This is a genomic window from Acidithiobacillus sp. TH-A67 (assembly GCF_057473545.1).
In genome coordinates this window covers 62,943-78,646 of sequence record NZ_JBYCKU010000004.1, presented here as the reverse complement: position 1 = coordinate 78,646, position 15,704 = coordinate 62,943, and the positions used below count along the sequence as shown (strand labels likewise).

At 59.3% G+C, this 15,704-nt stretch carries 18 protein-coding genes; 13 read left to right on the top strand and 5 right to left on the bottom strand.

What is annotated here, in order from left to right:
- Window positions 1–8 precede the first annotated feature (8 nt).
- The gene (locus AC2VNM_RS00885) at window positions 9–593 is read right to left on the bottom strand and encodes a TM2 domain-containing protein (RefSeq protein ID WP_486912717.1); all 585 of its coding nucleotides are present in this window, start codon (window positions 591–593) and stop codon (window positions 9–11) included.
- Window positions 594–674: 81 nt separating this feature from the next.
- Here AC2VNM_RS00885 and AC2VNM_RS00880 point away from each other — a divergent pair, with 81 nt between their 5' ends.
- The 4 genes from AC2VNM_RS00880 to AC2VNM_RS00865 are packed head-to-tail and all read left to right on the top strand — an operon-like array spanning window position 675 to window position 3,356.
- Window positions 675–1,610 carry a selenium metabolism-associated LysR family transcriptional regulator gene (locus AC2VNM_RS00880; protein ID WP_483166840.1) on the top strand — a complete coding sequence of 312 codons (936 nt, stop codon included), beginning with the start codon at window positions 675–677 and terminating at the stop codon, window positions 1,608–1,610.
- Window positions 1,607–2,362: a type 1 glutamine amidotransferase gene (locus AC2VNM_RS00875; RefSeq protein ID WP_483166839.1), complete on the top strand. Its 756-nt coding sequence runs from the start codon at window positions 1,607–1,609 to the stop codon at window positions 2,360–2,362. The genes AC2VNM_RS00880 and AC2VNM_RS00875 overlap by 4 nt, the downstream gene beginning before the upstream one ends.
- Window positions 2,359–2,715 (top strand): hypothetical protein, encoded by a 357-nt coding sequence (locus AC2VNM_RS00870; protein WP_483167124.1) that lies wholly within the window; start codon window positions 2,359–2,361, stop codon window positions 2,713–2,715. Before AC2VNM_RS00875 ends, AC2VNM_RS00870 begins: the two co-directional genes overlap by 4 nt.
- Entirely contained in the window at window positions 2,715–3,356 is a 642-nt protein-coding gene (locus AC2VNM_RS00865; protein WP_483167123.1) for a VTT domain-containing protein, read from the top strand. The genes AC2VNM_RS00870 and AC2VNM_RS00865 overlap by 1 nt, the downstream gene beginning before the upstream one ends.
- Window positions 3,357–3,412: 56 nt before the next feature.
- On the opposite strand, the gene aguB is transcribed toward AC2VNM_RS00865, so the two are convergent.
- Complete coding sequence (aguB, locus tag AC2VNM_RS00860; protein ID WP_486912716.1) at window positions 3,413–4,282, bottom strand: N-carbamoylputrescine amidase; 870 nt, start codon at window positions 4,280–4,282, stop codon at window positions 3,413–3,415.
- Window positions 4,283–4,323: 41 nt separating this feature from the next.
- The gene (locus AC2VNM_RS00855; protein WP_483167121.1) at window positions 4,324–4,974 is read right to left on the bottom strand and encodes a thioredoxin fold domain-containing protein; all 651 of its coding nucleotides are present in this window, start codon (window positions 4,972–4,974) and stop codon (window positions 4,324–4,326) included.
- Window positions 4,975–5,270: 296 nt separating this feature from the next.
- On the opposite strand from AC2VNM_RS00855, the gene AC2VNM_RS00850 reads away from it, so the two are divergent.
- The gene (locus AC2VNM_RS00850; protein ID WP_483165906.1) at window positions 5,271–6,344 is read left to right on the top strand and encodes a C40 family peptidase; all 1,074 of its coding nucleotides are present in this window, start codon (window positions 5,271–5,273) and stop codon (window positions 6,342–6,344) included.
- A gap of 50 nt (window positions 6,345–6,394) precedes the next feature.
- On the opposite strand, the gene ccsB is transcribed toward AC2VNM_RS00850, so the two are convergent.
- Both ccsB and AC2VNM_RS00840 read right to left on the bottom strand, forming a co-directional pair.
- Complete coding sequence (ccsB, locus tag AC2VNM_RS00845) at window positions 6,395–7,558, bottom strand: c-type cytochrome biogenesis protein CcsB (RefSeq protein WP_486912715.1); 1,164 nt, start codon at window positions 7,556–7,558, stop codon at window positions 6,395–6,397.
- Between the two features lie 175 nt (window positions 7,559–7,733).
- Window positions 7,734–8,054 (bottom strand): hypothetical protein, encoded by a 321-nt coding sequence (locus AC2VNM_RS00840; RefSeq protein ID WP_483165908.1) that lies wholly within the window; start codon window positions 8,052–8,054, stop codon window positions 7,734–7,736.
- Window positions 8,055–8,110: 56 nt separating this feature from the next.
- Here AC2VNM_RS00840 and yoaA point away from each other — a divergent pair, with 56 nt between their 5' ends.
- The 8 genes from yoaA (at window position 8,111) to ychF (ending at window position 15,692) form a co-directional block, all read left to right on the top strand.
- Window positions 8,111–10,030: a DNA repair helicase YoaA gene (gene yoaA, locus AC2VNM_RS00835; RefSeq protein ID WP_486912714.1), complete on the top strand. Its 1,920-nt coding sequence runs from the start codon at window positions 8,111–8,113 to the stop codon at window positions 10,028–10,030.
- Complete coding sequence (gene tsaB / locus AC2VNM_RS00830) at window positions 10,027–10,692, top strand: tRNA (adenosine(37)-N6)-threonylcarbamoyltransferase complex dimerization subunit type 1 TsaB (RefSeq protein ID WP_486912713.1); 666 nt, start codon at window positions 10,027–10,029, stop codon at window positions 10,690–10,692. Before yoaA ends, tsaB begins: the two co-directional genes overlap by 4 nt.
- Window positions 10,692–11,159, top strand: a complete 468-nt coding sequence (gene rimI, locus AC2VNM_RS00825; protein ID WP_486912712.1) for a ribosomal protein S18-alanine N-acetyltransferase — start codon at window positions 10,692–10,694, stop codon at window positions 11,157–11,159. Before tsaB ends, rimI begins: the two co-directional genes overlap by 1 nt.
- Before the next feature lie 5 nt (window positions 11,160–11,164).
- The gene (locus tag AC2VNM_RS00820; RefSeq protein ID WP_483165912.1) at window positions 11,165–12,781 is read left to right on the top strand and encodes a peptide chain release factor 3; all 1,617 of its coding nucleotides are present in this window, start codon (window positions 11,165–11,167) and stop codon (window positions 12,779–12,781) included.
- Complete coding sequence (locus AC2VNM_RS00815; protein ID WP_486912711.1) at window positions 12,778–13,140, top strand: tetratricopeptide repeat protein; 363 nt, start codon at window positions 12,778–12,780, stop codon at window positions 13,138–13,140. The genes AC2VNM_RS00820 and AC2VNM_RS00815 overlap by 4 nt, the downstream gene beginning before the upstream one ends.
- 255 nt (window positions 13,141–13,395) lie before the next feature.
- Entirely contained in the window at window positions 13,396–14,013 is a 618-nt protein-coding gene (locus AC2VNM_RS00810) for a 50S ribosomal protein L25/general stress protein Ctc (RefSeq protein ID WP_486912710.1), read from the top strand.
- 8 nt (window positions 14,014–14,021) lie between these two features.
- Window positions 14,022–14,591 (top strand): aminoacyl-tRNA hydrolase, encoded by a 570-nt coding sequence (pth, locus tag AC2VNM_RS00805; RefSeq protein WP_486912709.1) that lies wholly within the window; start codon window positions 14,022–14,024, stop codon window positions 14,589–14,591.
- Window positions 14,592–14,600: 9 nt separating this feature from the next.
- Window positions 14,601–15,692 carry a redox-regulated ATPase YchF gene (gene ychF, locus AC2VNM_RS00800; RefSeq protein ID WP_486912708.1) on the top strand — a complete coding sequence of 364 codons (1,092 nt, stop codon included), beginning with the start codon at window positions 14,601–14,603 and terminating at the stop codon, window positions 15,690–15,692.
- Window positions 15,693–15,704: the final 12 nt, after the last annotated feature.

Below are 15,704 nucleotides of genomic sequence, written 5' to 3'. Positions count from 1 at the left end.
GGCGTTTCCTAAGGTTGCTCGGCGTCGCTTTCCTTTTTCTTTTTGCTGATCTCGGCGAGGAGGCGCTCCTGTTCGGCAAAGGACAGGCGGCGGCTGCCGGCCGTAAAACCCTTTTTTGTCGCAGCGGGTTCGGCGGGATGTCCAGCGCGTTCGCTTTCCTTGACGTTCCGGTATTCCCGTAATTCCTTCTCCCACTGCTGGCCGGCATCGAGATTTTCCGGGCGCCCCTGAAAATCTTTGGGTGCCGCTGGCGTCTGCTGCGCAAACCAGGCCGCCTTGCGTTGCTCACGGTTGTATTGGCTTACCCAATTGCCCAGCTGGCGCAAGTCGATCAGCGCGGCGATCAGTATCAATACCCCCAGGCCCAAAGGAAACGGCCATGGCAGTGTCAGTGCGAGGATGACCACCACCAGGCTGGCGACAGGATATGCCCAGGCCAGTGGGCGCTGTAGGTAAAACCGATGTAGGCCGAGGAGGAAGCCTAGCCAGGTTAGGTATGCGGTAGTGGGTTTTTTTTGCAGTTGCTGCAGGCGAATCTGTACGCTCTGCAGCCCCTCGCCCTTGAGGTCGAGCTTCTCCCAGGCCTTCGGCACGAGTGATTCTCCCGGAAAATGTGTTGAACCGCTCTCATATTACCCCTAAACTCTGGCAAAGTCGCGGGCGACGGGAAAAGTATGGCAGACAGACGATTGCAGGTCTTTCACACGGTGGCGCGTTTGTTGAGCTTCACCAAGGCGGCAGAGACCCTGCACATGACACAACCGGCGGTGACCTTCCAGGTCAAGCAATTGGAAGAGCAGTTCAACACCCGCCTCTTTGATCGTACCCATAACCGCATCAGCCTCACAGAGGCGGGTATGGTGGTGTACGAATACTCGGAACGGATTCTATCGTTGTATACAGAAATGTCCAACCGTGTCGGCGAGATGACCGGAGATCTGCGCGGCCATCTGCTGATCGGCGCCAGTACGACGATCGCCGAATACATGCTGCCGCGGGTCCTGGGCGATTTCAAAATGAAGTACCCGGATGTTCAGGTGCGCCTGCACGTCGGCAACACCGACAAAATCGTGCACATGATCGAAGACAACAGTATCGATCTGGGCCTGGTCGAAGGGGTGGTGACCAACAAGAGTCTGGCTACGCTGAAGTGCTGCATGGACAACATGATCGTTATCGCGCCTGCGGATCATGCGCTGTCGGAACAGCAGACGGTTTCCGCTCGAGAACTGCTCGACTTCCCTTTCGTATCGCGAGAAGAGGGCTCTGGTACCCGGGAAGTCACTATGGAATACCTCAGTCAGGAAGGTGTTGATCCCCAAGATCTGCATATCACCATGGAACTAGGCAGCCCGGAGGCCGTCAAGGGGGCGGTGGAGGGTGGTTTGGGAGTTGCAGTTGTCTCTGAGGCAACGGTCCTCAAAGAGCTCGCCCTGGGTTCCATTGTCGCTCGCCCGCTCAATCCACCCCTGGCGCGGCCTTACTTTTTCGTCTACCAGAAACAGAAATTCCGCAGTCTGGTGATGGACGAGTTCCTCGAATTTTCCAAAGAGCGTTGCGCCAAGGATTTTCTCACCTTGCCTAAACAACGCGGGGTGATCCGTTCATGAAGCATTTTGCCGTCGTTCAGCACAGTTATTCCGAGTTTTTGGGCATTATCGAGAGTCAGCTGGAAAAACGAGACATCGGGTTCAGTTATTTCCGTGTTTTTCTCAATCAGGAGTTGCCGAGTAGCGCGCTGACTTTCGACGCATTGTTCCTGCTCGGTGGCCCAATGTCCCCCCTGGAGCAGGACAAATACCCCTGGCTGGAACAGGAGTTGCAGACCATTGCTGCCTTTCGCAAGGCCGGACGTCCCATTGTGGGTTTGGGACTGGGAGCGTTGCTGATTGCTCAGCAAGAGGGTGCGGAGCTGTCGCTGGAGCCCTACCACAATGCCTATTTTACCACCGCCCATGCGACGGAGGCGGGGCGCAACGATCCCCTGGCGCAGGCAGTCGACGGACGCCAGGTCATGGTTTGGGCAGCGGGTACTGCCCAATTGCCGGACACCATCGAGCCCTTGGTCGTAGACGATGAAGGTCGCTGGATCGCCTTCCGACCGCAGGACGGTGGCGCCATGGCCTTGCTCTTCCGCCCGGAAATGAAGCCGGGCCTGATTGAAGACATTCTCATGGAAGAGGATCGGGAAACGCCGGACAATATTGGGGACTTGCTGGCGCAGGCGCGCGAGCTCTGGCCCGAGATGCAGAAGACCACGGATCGGGTACTGGTGGCCTTGGTGCAGGAACTTTCCTTGATGTCCGAGAAGCGTAAGCCACGCGTTTTTTCTCTCAATTTGGCTCCGGCAGATAAATCATGAATGCGTATGAGCGCCGCTTACTGCGCGTGAGCCGCAAGCTGGATGATGCCCAGCGCGAGCAACTGCTGACCTTTGCCGAGTTTCTTGTCAGTCGCAGGAAGGACGCGGCTGCCAATGCCGACGCTGCCGTTCTCGAACCCTTGCAGATTCCGGCGCGGGAGGGGGAGACGGTGGTCGGGGCCATCAAGCGCCTGCGCGAGGCCTACCACATGCTCGACGCCAAGGTGATGCTCAACGAAACCGCCTCGGTGATGTCAAAGCATGCGGTCGGCGGCTTACCGGCGGAGGAGGCTATTGCGGAGTTGGAAAGCCTTTTCCTGCGCCATTACGAGCGTTATCGCGACGAATTTTGATGTTACACCTGCTACAGGTAGTCCTGCATTTCGATCAGTGCTTGGCTCTGTTCCTGCAGGAATACGGGGCATGGGTGTATCTCGGCCTCTTTCTCATCCTCTTTGCCGAGACGGGGCTGGTGATCATGCCCATCCTGCCTGGCGATTCCATGCTTTTTGTCTGCGGTACGCTAGCCGGCGCTGGACATATGTCGCTGGCGATTCTGGTTCCTTTGCTGGTGTCCGCGGCGGTGCTGGGAGATGCACTCAATTACAGCCTGGGCCGACGTTTCGGACCGCATCTGTTTTCGGGTCGCTGGCGTCTGCAGCCCGGTCACCTAGCGATGACCGAGACTTTTTATCGCAAGCACGGGGGTAAGGCCATCATCATTGGCCGCTTTTTGCCGATCATTCGCACCTTTGTGCCTTTTGTTGCCGGCATTGCGCGCTTGCCCTGGGCGCGTTTTACCTCTTTCAATGTGGTCGGCGCTGTGCTGTGGATTGTCGGCCTCCTGCTCGCAGGATTCTTCCTGGGTCGCTTGCCCTGGGTGAAGGCCTACCTCACCCCATTCCTGCTTTTGATCATCTTGGTTTCCTTGTTTCCGGCGTTCCTGGCGTGGATCCAGAATCGCCGGCAGACAACCGGGTACAGCGATCTTTAGACCGGCATACTAGGGCAAACACCGGTATTCGGCGCGGGACATACGCTCATCGAAAATTAATTTTGAATTTTACCGTCAAAACTACAGATGGGGGCATAGAGGTCGGGGCGCCGGTCGCGGAACAGGCCCCAATCGATACGTTGGCGAGCGATGGCCTCAAGATCTAGATCGGCGTGTATGAATCCTTCTTCCAGATCGGCCTGGGCCAGGAGTGCACCTGTACCGTCGGTAATGAAGGAGCCACCATAAAAGGTGATGCTGGCGCTCTCCCCATCCTCTTTCCCAATGCGGTTGGCGGCAATGACGGGCAGAACGTTGGCGGCGGCGTGGCCCTGCATGGTGCGGGTCCAATGGTCGCGACTATGGATCTCGGGTGCCGATGGCTCGGAACCGATGGCAGTGGGATAGAGCAACATCTCTGCCCCCTGCAAGGCGAGGACGCGGGCCGTTTCGGGGAACCACTGATCCCAGCAAATGGCGACGCCAAGCCGGCCATAACGAGTGGGAAAGACCCGAAAGCCAGTGTCACCGGGGCTGAAGTAAAATTTTTCCTGATAGCCGGGGCCATCGGGAATATGCGCCTTGCGATAGAGTCCCAGATCCCGGCCATCGGCGTCATAGGTGACGAGGCTGTTGAAATAGGCATTGCCCGCGCGCTCAAAGAAGCTCACGGGCAGTACGACGCCAAGTTCGGCCGCCAGGGTCTGCATACGGAGCAGGGCAGGATCCTCTGTGCGGGGGTGGGCAAGGGCAAAAAAATCGATGTTCTGGTCCTTGCAAAAGTATGGGGTGCTGAACAGTTCTTGCAGAAGGATGATCTGCGCACCGGTCGCAGCCGCTTGGCGCAGCCAGTGCTCGGCCTTGGCAAGATTGGCGGAGCGATCTTCCGAAATTGCCATTTGAATGGCAGCTACCCGTACCCGCATGATTCCTCCGCGATTTTCCTTTGACGAAGGATACGTGGGGGCTACTGAGCTGGCAAGCTCTTAGCCTGCTCTGGGATACCCTTCAGAACGTCACGCAGGCTGTTTGGCCCCAGGGCATTCTGAACAACCTGATAGCTTCCGTCTTTTTCCGGGTAGATCATGGTGGGTACGGTCTTCTGCCCGATGCTGGTCAATAACGCAAGGTTGTCCTTGAGGATTTTTTCACTGCGGGCATCGGGGAGTACCTCGGGCACTCCCCCGAAGTGCTCCATGTTGAACTTCTTCTCATTTTCAAGGATGGCCGCAAGGGGATCTTTCGCCTGCAAGATGTAGGCGGCTTTTTCCTGGCTGCTGCCAGGATCCAGGAACCCGACCAGCAGATAGCGTACCTGCAGATGCATGGGTTTGATCAGAGGTTGCAGCTCGTCGATGAGCACATGGCAGTAAGGACAGTTGGGATCGAAGATCACGTAGAGCACGCGCGCCCCATTGCCCTGCGCAATCCAGTGGCTCTGTCCCAACTGCGACCATACTTTCGCCGGGACTGCGCCAACCCGCGCAAGTGCCGTGCCAGGGATAAGGGGCAGAAGCAGCAGCGCGAGGGCGAAACCTAGCCGGATATTTTTGTAACAGTTTGTAATTCCCAGGAAATTTCTCGAAAGTCTGGACCAGAAAACTTTGCTCGTAGCCACAATGCACCTCCGGTAGAACGCCTTCTCTGGGAGTAAGCAGAATTTGCGCCAGCAGAAAGTCATCATCCTGTTTCAAGTGGCTGACAAATGCTTGCACGATGGAACATTTTCGCCTAGATTCCCAAACAAGCGTTATGAGGCATTCGTGTTAGTTATGGCTAATACAGTGCATCAAGTATAGAAAGGCGATCTGCCATCGTGGCATGACGGCGGTGTTGGGTCAGGGTGTGTCTCTGCCTGTGGTTCTCGCGATAGAACCCATGCAGCGATGCTTCCAGAGCGTTTGGAGGAACGCGATGCGTAGAAGCTTGTTGGGGGTGGCGGTAACGCTGGCGGTATTTTATTCGGGGACGGTCATGGCGCAGGCGCATACCAAACCGCGCCATCACGAAGTGGGTAAGCGTACGCATGCCGTCACCTATCATCACAAGGCCAGGCCCGTGCTGCACCGACAGCGCCACGCCGTCGGGCCATCCGTTCACCGCGACACTCTCGATACCCAGCCGGCCAGTTTCGATAGCCTTGCCCCCAGCGCACTGCAATTGATGCACCTTTCCCCTGTGCCCTTTGCCGGGGTAGGGGCTGCACCGCAGGCCAACCCCTTGCCACATTATTCCTTCTCGCGCCCCATCCCTGACGAAGTGCATCCAGTGGATTCGGCACATTTCATCAATGCCGCTCTGATCCTTGACAAAGTGGCGGATAACGCGCCTGTGGCTGCCGCTCCGGCAGTCAAGGCGAGCGAGGCCGTGGCCGTGACACCAGCCACAGAGAATGGCGTGTCATCGCGCCCGGGTGGAACGCTGGGGGTTGCCCTGCAGATGCTTGCCAGTCAGGCCTACTACTGGGCGAGTCATCCTCTGGAGGCGCTGCAGCAGGAAGGGGATTTTGCTGCTGGAGATAACGCCCGCTCTGAACTGCGCAACGATGTGGCTTTGGCGGCGCAGGACGCAACGGCAGAAGCGGCATCCGACAGCTGGCTTTCACCTCATGGTCTGGTTTCAGCAGCTTTGCGTTTTATCGGTGCGCCTTATGTGTGGGGTGGGACCAGTCCGCGCACAGGCTTCGACTGCAGTGGATTTGTGAAGTACATCCTCGCCAAGTTTGACATTTTCGTCCCGCGTACGTCCTACGCGCAGGCGGCCGCCCTGCCGGCAATCCCCCGCCGGGATCTGAAGCCGGGTGATCTGGTCTTTTTCAACACCATGCATCGCGCGTTTTCCCATGTTGGCATCTACATCGGTCAAGGCAAGTTTGTGAGTGCGCAAACGCCAGCTACGGGCGTGCAGGTGGCCAGTCTCAACGATCCCTACTGGGCCGCGCGTTTTGACGGTGCCCGTCGGCTGCCGCACGGGGTCAGCCTTTCCTGATCTTCGCGTAACGAGAGGCGAGGCTTGCGGCCTCGCCTGGGCTCTGTGATTCAGAGTTTCCCGTAGGAGTGGAGACCACCCAAGAAAAGATTGACGCCAATGAAACAGATGGTGACGACGATGAGGCTGATCAGCGCCCACCAGGCCATCGGGCGTCCATGCCAGTTTTTTTGGCTGCGCGCATGCAGAAAACCGGCGTAATTCAGCCAGACGATCAGAGCCCAGGTCTCTTTGGGGTCCCAAGACCAGAAACCACCCCAGGCTTTCGCCGCCCAGACCGCTCCGAGAATAGTGCCGACAGTAAAGAACAGGAATCCGAAAGCGATGCTCCCCGAGTAGCTGCGCTCCAGGATTTCCAGACTGGGTAGGCGATCACGCAAAAAACCACCCTGTTTGACTGCGCGGTCCTTGAGCAGATAGACAAGGCCGGCCATGGCAGAGATATAGAAATTTGCGTAGGCGACAAACATCGATGGTACGTGAATCTTCATCCAGAAGCTTTGCAGTGCGGGAATCAACGGCGCAATGCGGTCGAGGTGATAGGCCGCGCCCACCCAGAACATGAAGATGTCGGCAATCAGCACCAAGGGTAGAACAAACGCCCCGAGACCACGGCTCTGGCTCTCTTCTTCGTAGTACAGGTAGAACAGGATGGTCATGGCGCAGAACAAGGCCATGACGTCGTAGATGTCGCTGACGGGAATGTGCCCCCAACTGGGGTGGCCGATGTAGGTTTCCCGCCAGCGAATGGCGAGTCCGGCGAAGCCCAGGGCCGATGCCGCCCAGGCAAAGCGTTGACCCCAGCGTCCGCCAATCTCACTGCCACGAAAGAGGTAGGTATAGTAGCCAATGGCACTGCAGAGAATGGCGACGCTCATCCAGTCGAACATGGCATTGCTGTGGAGGACGTAGCGCAGAAGCAGGCTATCCCCATCCCGGTAGCCGAGGCCATAGAGTCCTACACCAACACCGGCAATCGCTAACACTGCCAGAGTGAACAAACGAAAATGCGGCCATTTCAGGCCAAACCACAATAGGCCTGCGTACCACAGAGCGAGGACGATGTACTGCCACATCCAGAACTGTGCCTGGAAAACTACCCATATGCCAAGGGCGCCGACAGTGAGAAAGGCCGTCCAGGCGAGATTTTGTTTGAGACTGCTTGGGAACGGTTTGTCAAAACGGGTGTACTGCTGTTCGAGTTGAACAGACATGATGCGGTTGCCTCCCTGATTTTGCTGTTTTGCTGCCGAAGTGTAGCAATTCTGGGGCCGCACGATCAGGTTCAGGGGGATCACGATTTGTAGTGCACAGTCGATTTCCGGCTGGACCGTGCTGCACAATTCCTTGGAAAAAACTGCCCGGGCTGGGACAGATCCGGAAAACGTGCTAGGGATTTGGCGCGCCGCTGTCATCTAGGCGGGCCAGCAGGCGGAAGCCGCCAATCATGCCGCCAATACGCTGCTGCAGTTCTGCCTCCCAGTCTGGCCCCAAGGGCCAGGACTTCCCGCGGGTGTGGCTGGCGAGTTCCAACTTGTCTGGGTCTCGTCCATCCAATAGGATCAACAAATCAGGCCAGTCTCGATCCAGGTGTTCATGTCGCGCTTCCAGCCATTTTCCGCCAGACTGTTCGGCCAGCGCGACAGCGCGCTCGGCGATTCCCGGGTATTGTTCGTGCAAAAAGACGATATGGGCGCGGCGTTTATACATGCACGGCAGGGTAAACCGCTCGATTTCTTTTGTCGAGTTGCCCGTTGGACCAGCCCATGAGCGCTGCGGAGAGGCTGGTCGATTGGGAGGAGATGCTGGGGGCGACGAGTCCCCTTGCCGCGTTGTTGCCGGGATTCCGCGTGCGGGGCCAACAGCAGGAAATGGCGGCGCGGGTCGCCGCAGTATTGGGCGATGGCGGGGTGGCGCTGATAGAGGCGGGTACGGGAACGGGCAAAAGTTTTGCGTACCTCCTGCCCGCGCTTCTTTCTGGTCGGCAGGTCATTGTCTCTACTGGCAGCCGCGCCTTACAAGACCAGCTCATCGAAAAGGATCTCCCGATCTTGCGCGCGGCGTGGCCGCAGTCGCTGCGTAGCCTGCGGCTCAAGGGGCGCAGCAATTATATCTGCCCCTATCGTTTGCAGGAAGCACTGCGGGAGGGCGTGACGGCTACCCTGCAGCGTGATCTGCTGCGGGTTGCGGACTGGGCCGCCGCCACCCGGGATGGCGACATTGCAGAGTTGCGCAGCGTGGCCGAGGATTCTGCGATCTGGCCGCTGGTGACCTCTACCCGGGATAACTGCCTTGGTGCGGACTGTCCCGCTCAGTCCTCCTGCCCGGTCTTGGAGGCGCGGCGTCAGGCGCAGGAAGCGGAACTGATCGTCGTCAATCATCATCTTTTGCTATCCGACCTCGCACTGAAGGCGGAGGGCAAGGGCGACCTGTTGCCGAGTGCAGATGCGCTGATTGTGGATGAGGCGCATCAGTTGCCGGAGCTGACGGCACAGTTTTTTGGCCAGCATCTGAGTGCCCATCGGCTGGCCGAATGGGGGCGGGATATCCGGGTTGCAGCGCTGGCAGAGGCTGCCGACGATGGCGACTTGCGTGCAGCGGTGCAGGATTGGGAACATGCCGTGCAACGTTGGCTGGAGAGTGCCGGGGAGGGACGACAGGAGTGGTGCCCGGATGACGATGCGGGCGTCGCCCAGCAGTTCCGTACGCTGTTGCGCTGTTTTGCGCCCTTGCAGGAGCAGTTGCGCAGCGCCGCGCCGCGCGGCAAGGGTCTGGAGCAGTGCGCCCGGCGTGGCGAAGAGCTGCAAAGTGTCTTGGCGCATTTCGCCGCACCTGGTCTGGAGGAGCAGGAAGTTCGTTGGTGTGAGCGTCGGGGACGCGGGCTGTTATTGCACGCTACCCCCCTGGATCCCGCCGAGACCCTGCAAAAACACCTGTTTTCGCAATTCGATGCGGTCCTGCTCACCAGTGCTACCTTGCGTATTGGCGGAGATTTCGCGCAAACGCGCAAGCTCTTCGGCTTGCCGGAAAGTAAGGATTTTCTGGCAGTAGCACCCTTCGACTACGCACACCAAGCCTTGCTGTACCTGCCTGCCGGGCTTCCCGAGCCGAGCAGTCCCGGTTATACCCGTGCCTGTCTGGAGGCAGCCCTGCCGGTGCTGGAGGCCAGTGGAGGCCGGGCATTTTTCCTCTTTACCAGCCATCGCGCCCTGCAGGAGGCGGCGGCGATTCTTTCCAGTCGTCTGCGCTATCCCTTACTGGTGCAGGGGCAGGCACCGCGCTCACGCCTGCTCGAACGCTTCCGTACTGCCGGCGATGCAGTCTTGCTCGGAGCGGCAAGCTTTTGGGAGGGGGTCGATGTGCAGGGGGAGGCGCTATCGACGGTGATCATCGATAAACTTCCCTTTGCCAGTCCGGGGGATCCGGTGCTGCAAGCGCGCATGCAACGGATTCGGGAGCGGGGTGGCGACCCGTTTCGTGACCTGCAGATCCCGCAGGCGGTCATCGCCCTCTGTCAGGGGGCTGGCCGCTTGATTCGCTCGGAGCAGGATCGCGGGGTGTTGATGCTTTGTGATCCACGGTTGCGCAGCAAGGGTTATGGACGCATCTTCTTGCAGAGTCTGCCGCCCATGCGGCAGAGTAGCGAGCTTGCAGAGGTGCAGGATTTTTGGCGGGAACGCGCGTGAAGAAAATCTGGTTAGCCATCGAGACCGCAACTGAGGCCTGTTCAGTAGCCATTTCGGATGGCCAGAATCTATGGCAGGACGTGGTTGTAGCCCCCAACCGCCACAGTGATCTGCTCTTGCCGATGATTGATGGCCTCCTGGCGCACGCTGGATTGCAGCTGGCGCAGATCGATGCCTTCGCCTGTGGCGTGGGGCCGGGCGGCTTCACCGCTGTGCGCCTTGGAATTAGCACGATGCAGGGCCTGGGCATCGCAAGCGGACGATCGATCTATCCGGTCTCGAGCCTCCAGGCCCTTGCCGCGGCGGCGCCGGCTGAGCCAACGCTGGTCGCTTTCGACGCCCGCAAGGGAGAAGTTTACGCGGCGGCCTTCCGCTCGGATGAAGCTGGTATTCCCGAGCTGATTGGCGCAGAACGGGTCTGCCGCCCGGAAGATCTCGCCTGGCCACCGACACCAGATCCTTGGCTGGGCCTGGGTACGGGCTGGACCCAGTATGCGCCGCGCTGGTCCGACGTTCGTTGCTGGCGCGGCGACGCCTATCCCCAAGCGGCGCAGGTCTTGCAAATCGCGCGGCGGCGCGCCGCGTCGAGCGACCCGGGAGTCCCGCCAGAAGCACTGGAACCGCACTACATCCGTCCTTCCCAGGCCGAGGAGGGCAAGTAGTGGCGCTGCGGATCATGACCAGCGATGATCTCGATGCCGTGGCGGCTTTGGAAGAGCAGATATCCCCTGGTCCCTGGACGCGAGGGATTTTTCGGGACTGTCTGCTTGCCGGTTACGATGCCTGGGTGGGGGTGGCAGGTGACCAGTTGCTCAGTTTTGGCGTCCTCTCGGTGGGGGCGGCGGAGGCGCATGTACTGAATTTGGGAGTCCATCCGCTCTATCGTCGCCGTGGTCATGGCCGAGAAATGCTTCAACAGTTACTCGGTCGCGCCAAACAACTGGGTGCCGAACGAGCGTTTCTCGAGGTGCGGGTTTCCAACCATGCCGCGCAGGAGCTCTACCATCAGGCAGGCTTTCATGAAATTGGCGTGCGTTTGCAGTATTATCGAAACAAAGAGGGTCGCGAGGATGCCTTGGTGTTGTCTCGCTCCTTGATCAATGCCCTCTCCACGTTGTCTGAGAGTTGAACGAAATGTCGGAAAATGCCGAGGCGCTGGCGCGCCCCCACAGCTTGGACGAGATTCGTCGCCGTCGCACCTTTGCCATTATTTCGCACCCGGATGCGGGCAAGACGACCCTGACAGAGAAGCTACTGCTCTTTGGTGGGGCCATCCAGATGGCAGGGACGGTAAAGGCACGTAAAAGCAGTCGTCACGCCACTAGCGATTGGATGGCGATTGAGAAGAGCCGTGGCATCTCGGTCGCCAGTTCGGTGATGCAGTTCGAGTATGCCGATCACGTGATCAATTTGCTCGACACGCCAGGTCACCAGGACTTCTCCGAAGATACCTATCGCGTGTTGACGGCAGTGGATTCGGCACTGATGGTCATCGACGCCGCCAACGGCGTCGAGGCGCAGACCATCAAGCTACTGGAGGTCTGCCGTCTGCGGGATACCCCCATCATCACCTTCATGAATAAATTCGATCGCGAAAGCCGCGACCCCACCGAGCTGATGGATGAAGTCGAGTCGGTGCTCGGCATTGCCTGCGCGCCAGTCACCTGGCCGGTGGGCATGGGTAAGCGCTTTCGTGGCGTCTATCACCTGTTGCGCGACGAGATGCTGGTCTTTACCCCAGGGCAGGAGAGTCGCGAGCAGGAGTTGGAGGTTATCTCCGGTCTCGATAATCCGGAACTGGACCGTCGTTTTCCCGAGGAAATGGCGGACTTGCGTGATGAAATCGAGCTGCTGCGTGCCGCCGCCAATCCCTTCGATCTGGAAGCGTTTCTTGCGGGCAAGCAAACGCCGGTCTTTTTTGGCTCGGCAATCAATAACTTTGGCGTGCGCGAGTTGTTGCAGGCACTCATCGACTGGGCTCCGGGACCGCTTCCCAGGCCCGCCACGAGCCGCTGTGTCGAGCCCGATGAAGAAAAGTTCTCTGGTTTCGTCTTCAAGATCCAGGCCAACATGGACCCGCAGCATCGCGATCGGGTCGCGTTTCTGCGCATCTGTTCTGGGCACTTTCAGCGCGGCATGCGCGTGCGTCACCTGCGCCTGGGGCGAGAGATCCAAATTCACAATCCCATCACCTTCCTGGCGCGTGAGCGTGAACTGGTGGAAGACGCCTATGCCGGGGATATCATCGGTCTGCACAACCACGGCAGCATCCAGATCGGTGACAGCTTCAGCATGGGCGAAGACCTGCAATTTACCGGCATCCCCTACTTTGCCCCGGAACTGTTCCGCCGCGTGCGTTTGCGCAATCCCCTCAAGGCCAAACAGTTGCAGAAAGGTCTGCAGCAGTTGGCAGAGGAGGGCGCAACCCAGGTTTTTCGTCCGTTGCAGGGTGGGGATCTCATCCTCGGCGCGGTCGGGGTCTTGCAGTTTGATGTGGTGGCGGAGCGGCTGAAGAGCGAATATGCCGTCGAGGCCAGCTTTGAACCCGTGAGCGTGCAGACCGCGCGTTGGGTGGAATGCGCGGATGCCAAGCGCCTGGCGGAATTCAGCCGCAAGCTGGAAGAACATCTGGCGGAAGACGCCGGCAATCGTCTTGCCTATCTCGCGCCTTCACGGGTGAATCTGGAGCTTACCCAGGAGCGCTGGCCGGAGATCATCTTCCATGCCACTCGCGAGCATGCCGGCGCATGAGAGTGCCCCTCCGTGCCCTTGCCCTGGTTGCCGCCTTTCTTGCGCTGCCAGCCTTCGCGCAGGATTGGGAAGCCCTGCGCAATCAGGCGGAACAGGATCCGCAGGCCCTGGCGCAACTGCAGCGAGCAGCACGCAACGGCCATGCTGAGGCGGCGTTTTTTCTGGGTACGCTCTACGCGCCACCCATTTGCAAACAGGAACGCACGGTGCCCAAGAGCTGGGAGCAAGCCCTGCATTGGTATCGCATCGCCTCCGACCTGGGGGTGGCGAAGGCTGATTTCGACCTCGGCCTGGCCTATGAAAAGGGGCTGGGCGTCAGCAAAAATCCGGCACTGGCACGATATTATATCGGCGCATGATGACCCAGGCGGCGCGAGAGGTCGGTGTGCCTGCCGGCCGTGCCGATACCCTCGGTACGGGCGAGGTATATCCCCAGGATTCCGTCATGGGTCCTCCCCCCGGCTTGGAGTGACTGATTCCGCCCCGGGGAGAGGGCGTATCCCTGCCTTGCGCCAGGGTCTTGATCCTCGTATAGTTTGCGCCTCGTTCAGGGGAGAAAGGCACGGTCGTCCCTCGCCCCGCTCGTGATAACGCAATAGAAGGAGTAATCATCAATGACCGAAGCAAATTTTGTCCTTGCTGCCGAGCCACGCAAGGAAGAAGGCCGTCGTAACAGCCGACGCTTGCGCCGCGCGGGCCGGATCCCGGCGGTCGTTTATGGCGACGGCAAGCCGGCGGAATCCATTAGCCTGGATGTCTTTGCCGCCTACAAGTTTCTTGGCAATGAGCAGGTGTATAGCAACGTCATTACCCTAGACCTGGGTGGCCGCAAGGAAAGCGTGCTGATTCGCGACCTGCAGATGCATCCCTATAAGAATGATATCCTTCATGTGGACTTTATGCGCGTGCACCAAGGTGAGTTGGTCACCTTGAGTGTGCCTGTGCACCTGCTCAACGAACAAAACGCCGTAGGAGTGAAGATGGGAGGCGGTCTGCTGCATCGTGCGCTGACGGAAGTCGAGATTCAGGCCCCGGTCGGCAAGCTGCCAGAGGCCATTGAAGTGGATGTGCGCGAGCTGCAAGTGGGCGAAAGTATCCATTTGTCCAACCTCAAATTGCCGGCCAATGTCGTGCTGGTTGCGCTCAAGCATGGGGATGACAAGGAAGTGGTGTCGATCCATGCCCCACATGGTCCGGCGGCCAGTGAAGAAGAAGGCGCTGCGGCGGAGTAACCCGCTTCATGGACTGGTTGATTGCCGGTCTGGGTAATCCCGGTCCGGACTATGCAAAAACCCGCCACAACGCGGGTTTTTGCTTTGTGCAGGAACTGGTGCAGCGCCACCAAGCTTCTTGGCGCCTGGAGAAGGCCTGGAAGACGGAGCTTGCCCGGTTCGCGATCGGCGGCCATGATCTGGTCGTGTTGCAGCCGCAGGACTTCATGAATCGTTCCGGAGCGCCGGTGCAGGCCGCTGCCGCCTTCTTTAAGATTTCGCCTGCGCGTATCCTCGTGGTGCACGACGAACTCGACCTTCCTCCCGGTGTGGCCCGTTTCAAATGGTCTGGTGGCCACGGTGGGCACAATGGTCTGCGCGATCTCGATCGCGCCCTGGGGACGCGGGACTACTGGCGCCTGCGTATTGGCATTGGGCATCCCGGCCACAAGGATCGGGTCGTGGGATATGTGCTAGCACGCCCTGGGGCTACGGAAGAAGCGGAAATCCATGCCGCCATCGACCGCAGTCTGGGTGTTCTGGATGATTTTCTCGCCGGGCGGGCGGATGCCGCCATGAAGACCCTGCACAGCGAATAGGAGCCCTCCATGAGTTTGGCTTGCGGCATTGTTGGCCTGCCCAACGTTGGTAAATCCACCCTTTTCAACGCCATCACCAAGGCGGGGATTGCGGCAGAAAACTATCCCTTCTGTACCATTGAACCCAATGTGGGGCTGGTCAGTGTTCCGGATCCGCGCTTGCTGGCCCTGGCGGAAATCGTTCATCCGCAGAAGGTCGTGCCGGCGGTGATGGAGTTTGTCGATATCGCCGGGTTGGTGGCTGGTGCCGCCCAGGGAGAGGGTCTCGGTAATCAATTTCTCGCCCACATTCGCGAGACCGACGCCATTGCCCTGGTGACCCGGTGTTTTGTCGATCCGAATGTGGTGCATGTGAATGGGCAGGTCGATCCCGTTGCTGACCTGGAAACCGTCATGACGGAGCTGGTCTTGGCGGACCTGGCCAGCCTGGAAAAGGCACTGACGCGCGTGACGCGGCAGGCCAAGGGCGGGAATAAAGAGGCGATTGCGGAGCTTGCCGCCATGAACAAGCTGCAGCCGCACCTGAACGTCGGCAAGCCGGCACAAAGCGCGCCGCTGACGGCAGAGGAGCGCCAAGTGCTGCGCGAACTCTTTCTGCTTACCCTGAAGCCCTTGATGGTCATCGCCAATGTGGCGGAGAACGAGCTCGAAGACGGCCCGTGGCGGGCACCTTTGGAGGCATGGGCGGGGGAACGGGGCGCGCAGGTGGTACCAGTTTGTGCCGCCATCGAGGCCGAACTGGCGGAGTTGGAGCCGGAAGAACAGCTCGCATTTTTGCAGGACCTCGGGTTACAAGAGCCAGGACTCAACCGGATCATCCGCGCTGCCTACCAGCTTTTAGGTCTGCAGACCTATTTCACCGCCGGCGAAAAGGAAGTGCGTGCCTGGACGATCCCGGTAGGGGCTACTGCGCCTCAGGCCGCCGGGGTCATTCACAGCGACTTCGAGCGTGGTTTTATTCGGGCGCAGACGATCTCTTACGAAGATTACATTCACTACCGTGGCGAAACGGGTGCCAAAGAGGCCGGTAAACTGCGTGCCGAAGGCAAGGACTATGTCGTCCATGACGGTGACGTGATGAACTTTCTGTTCAACGTATGACGCTTCTGTTGT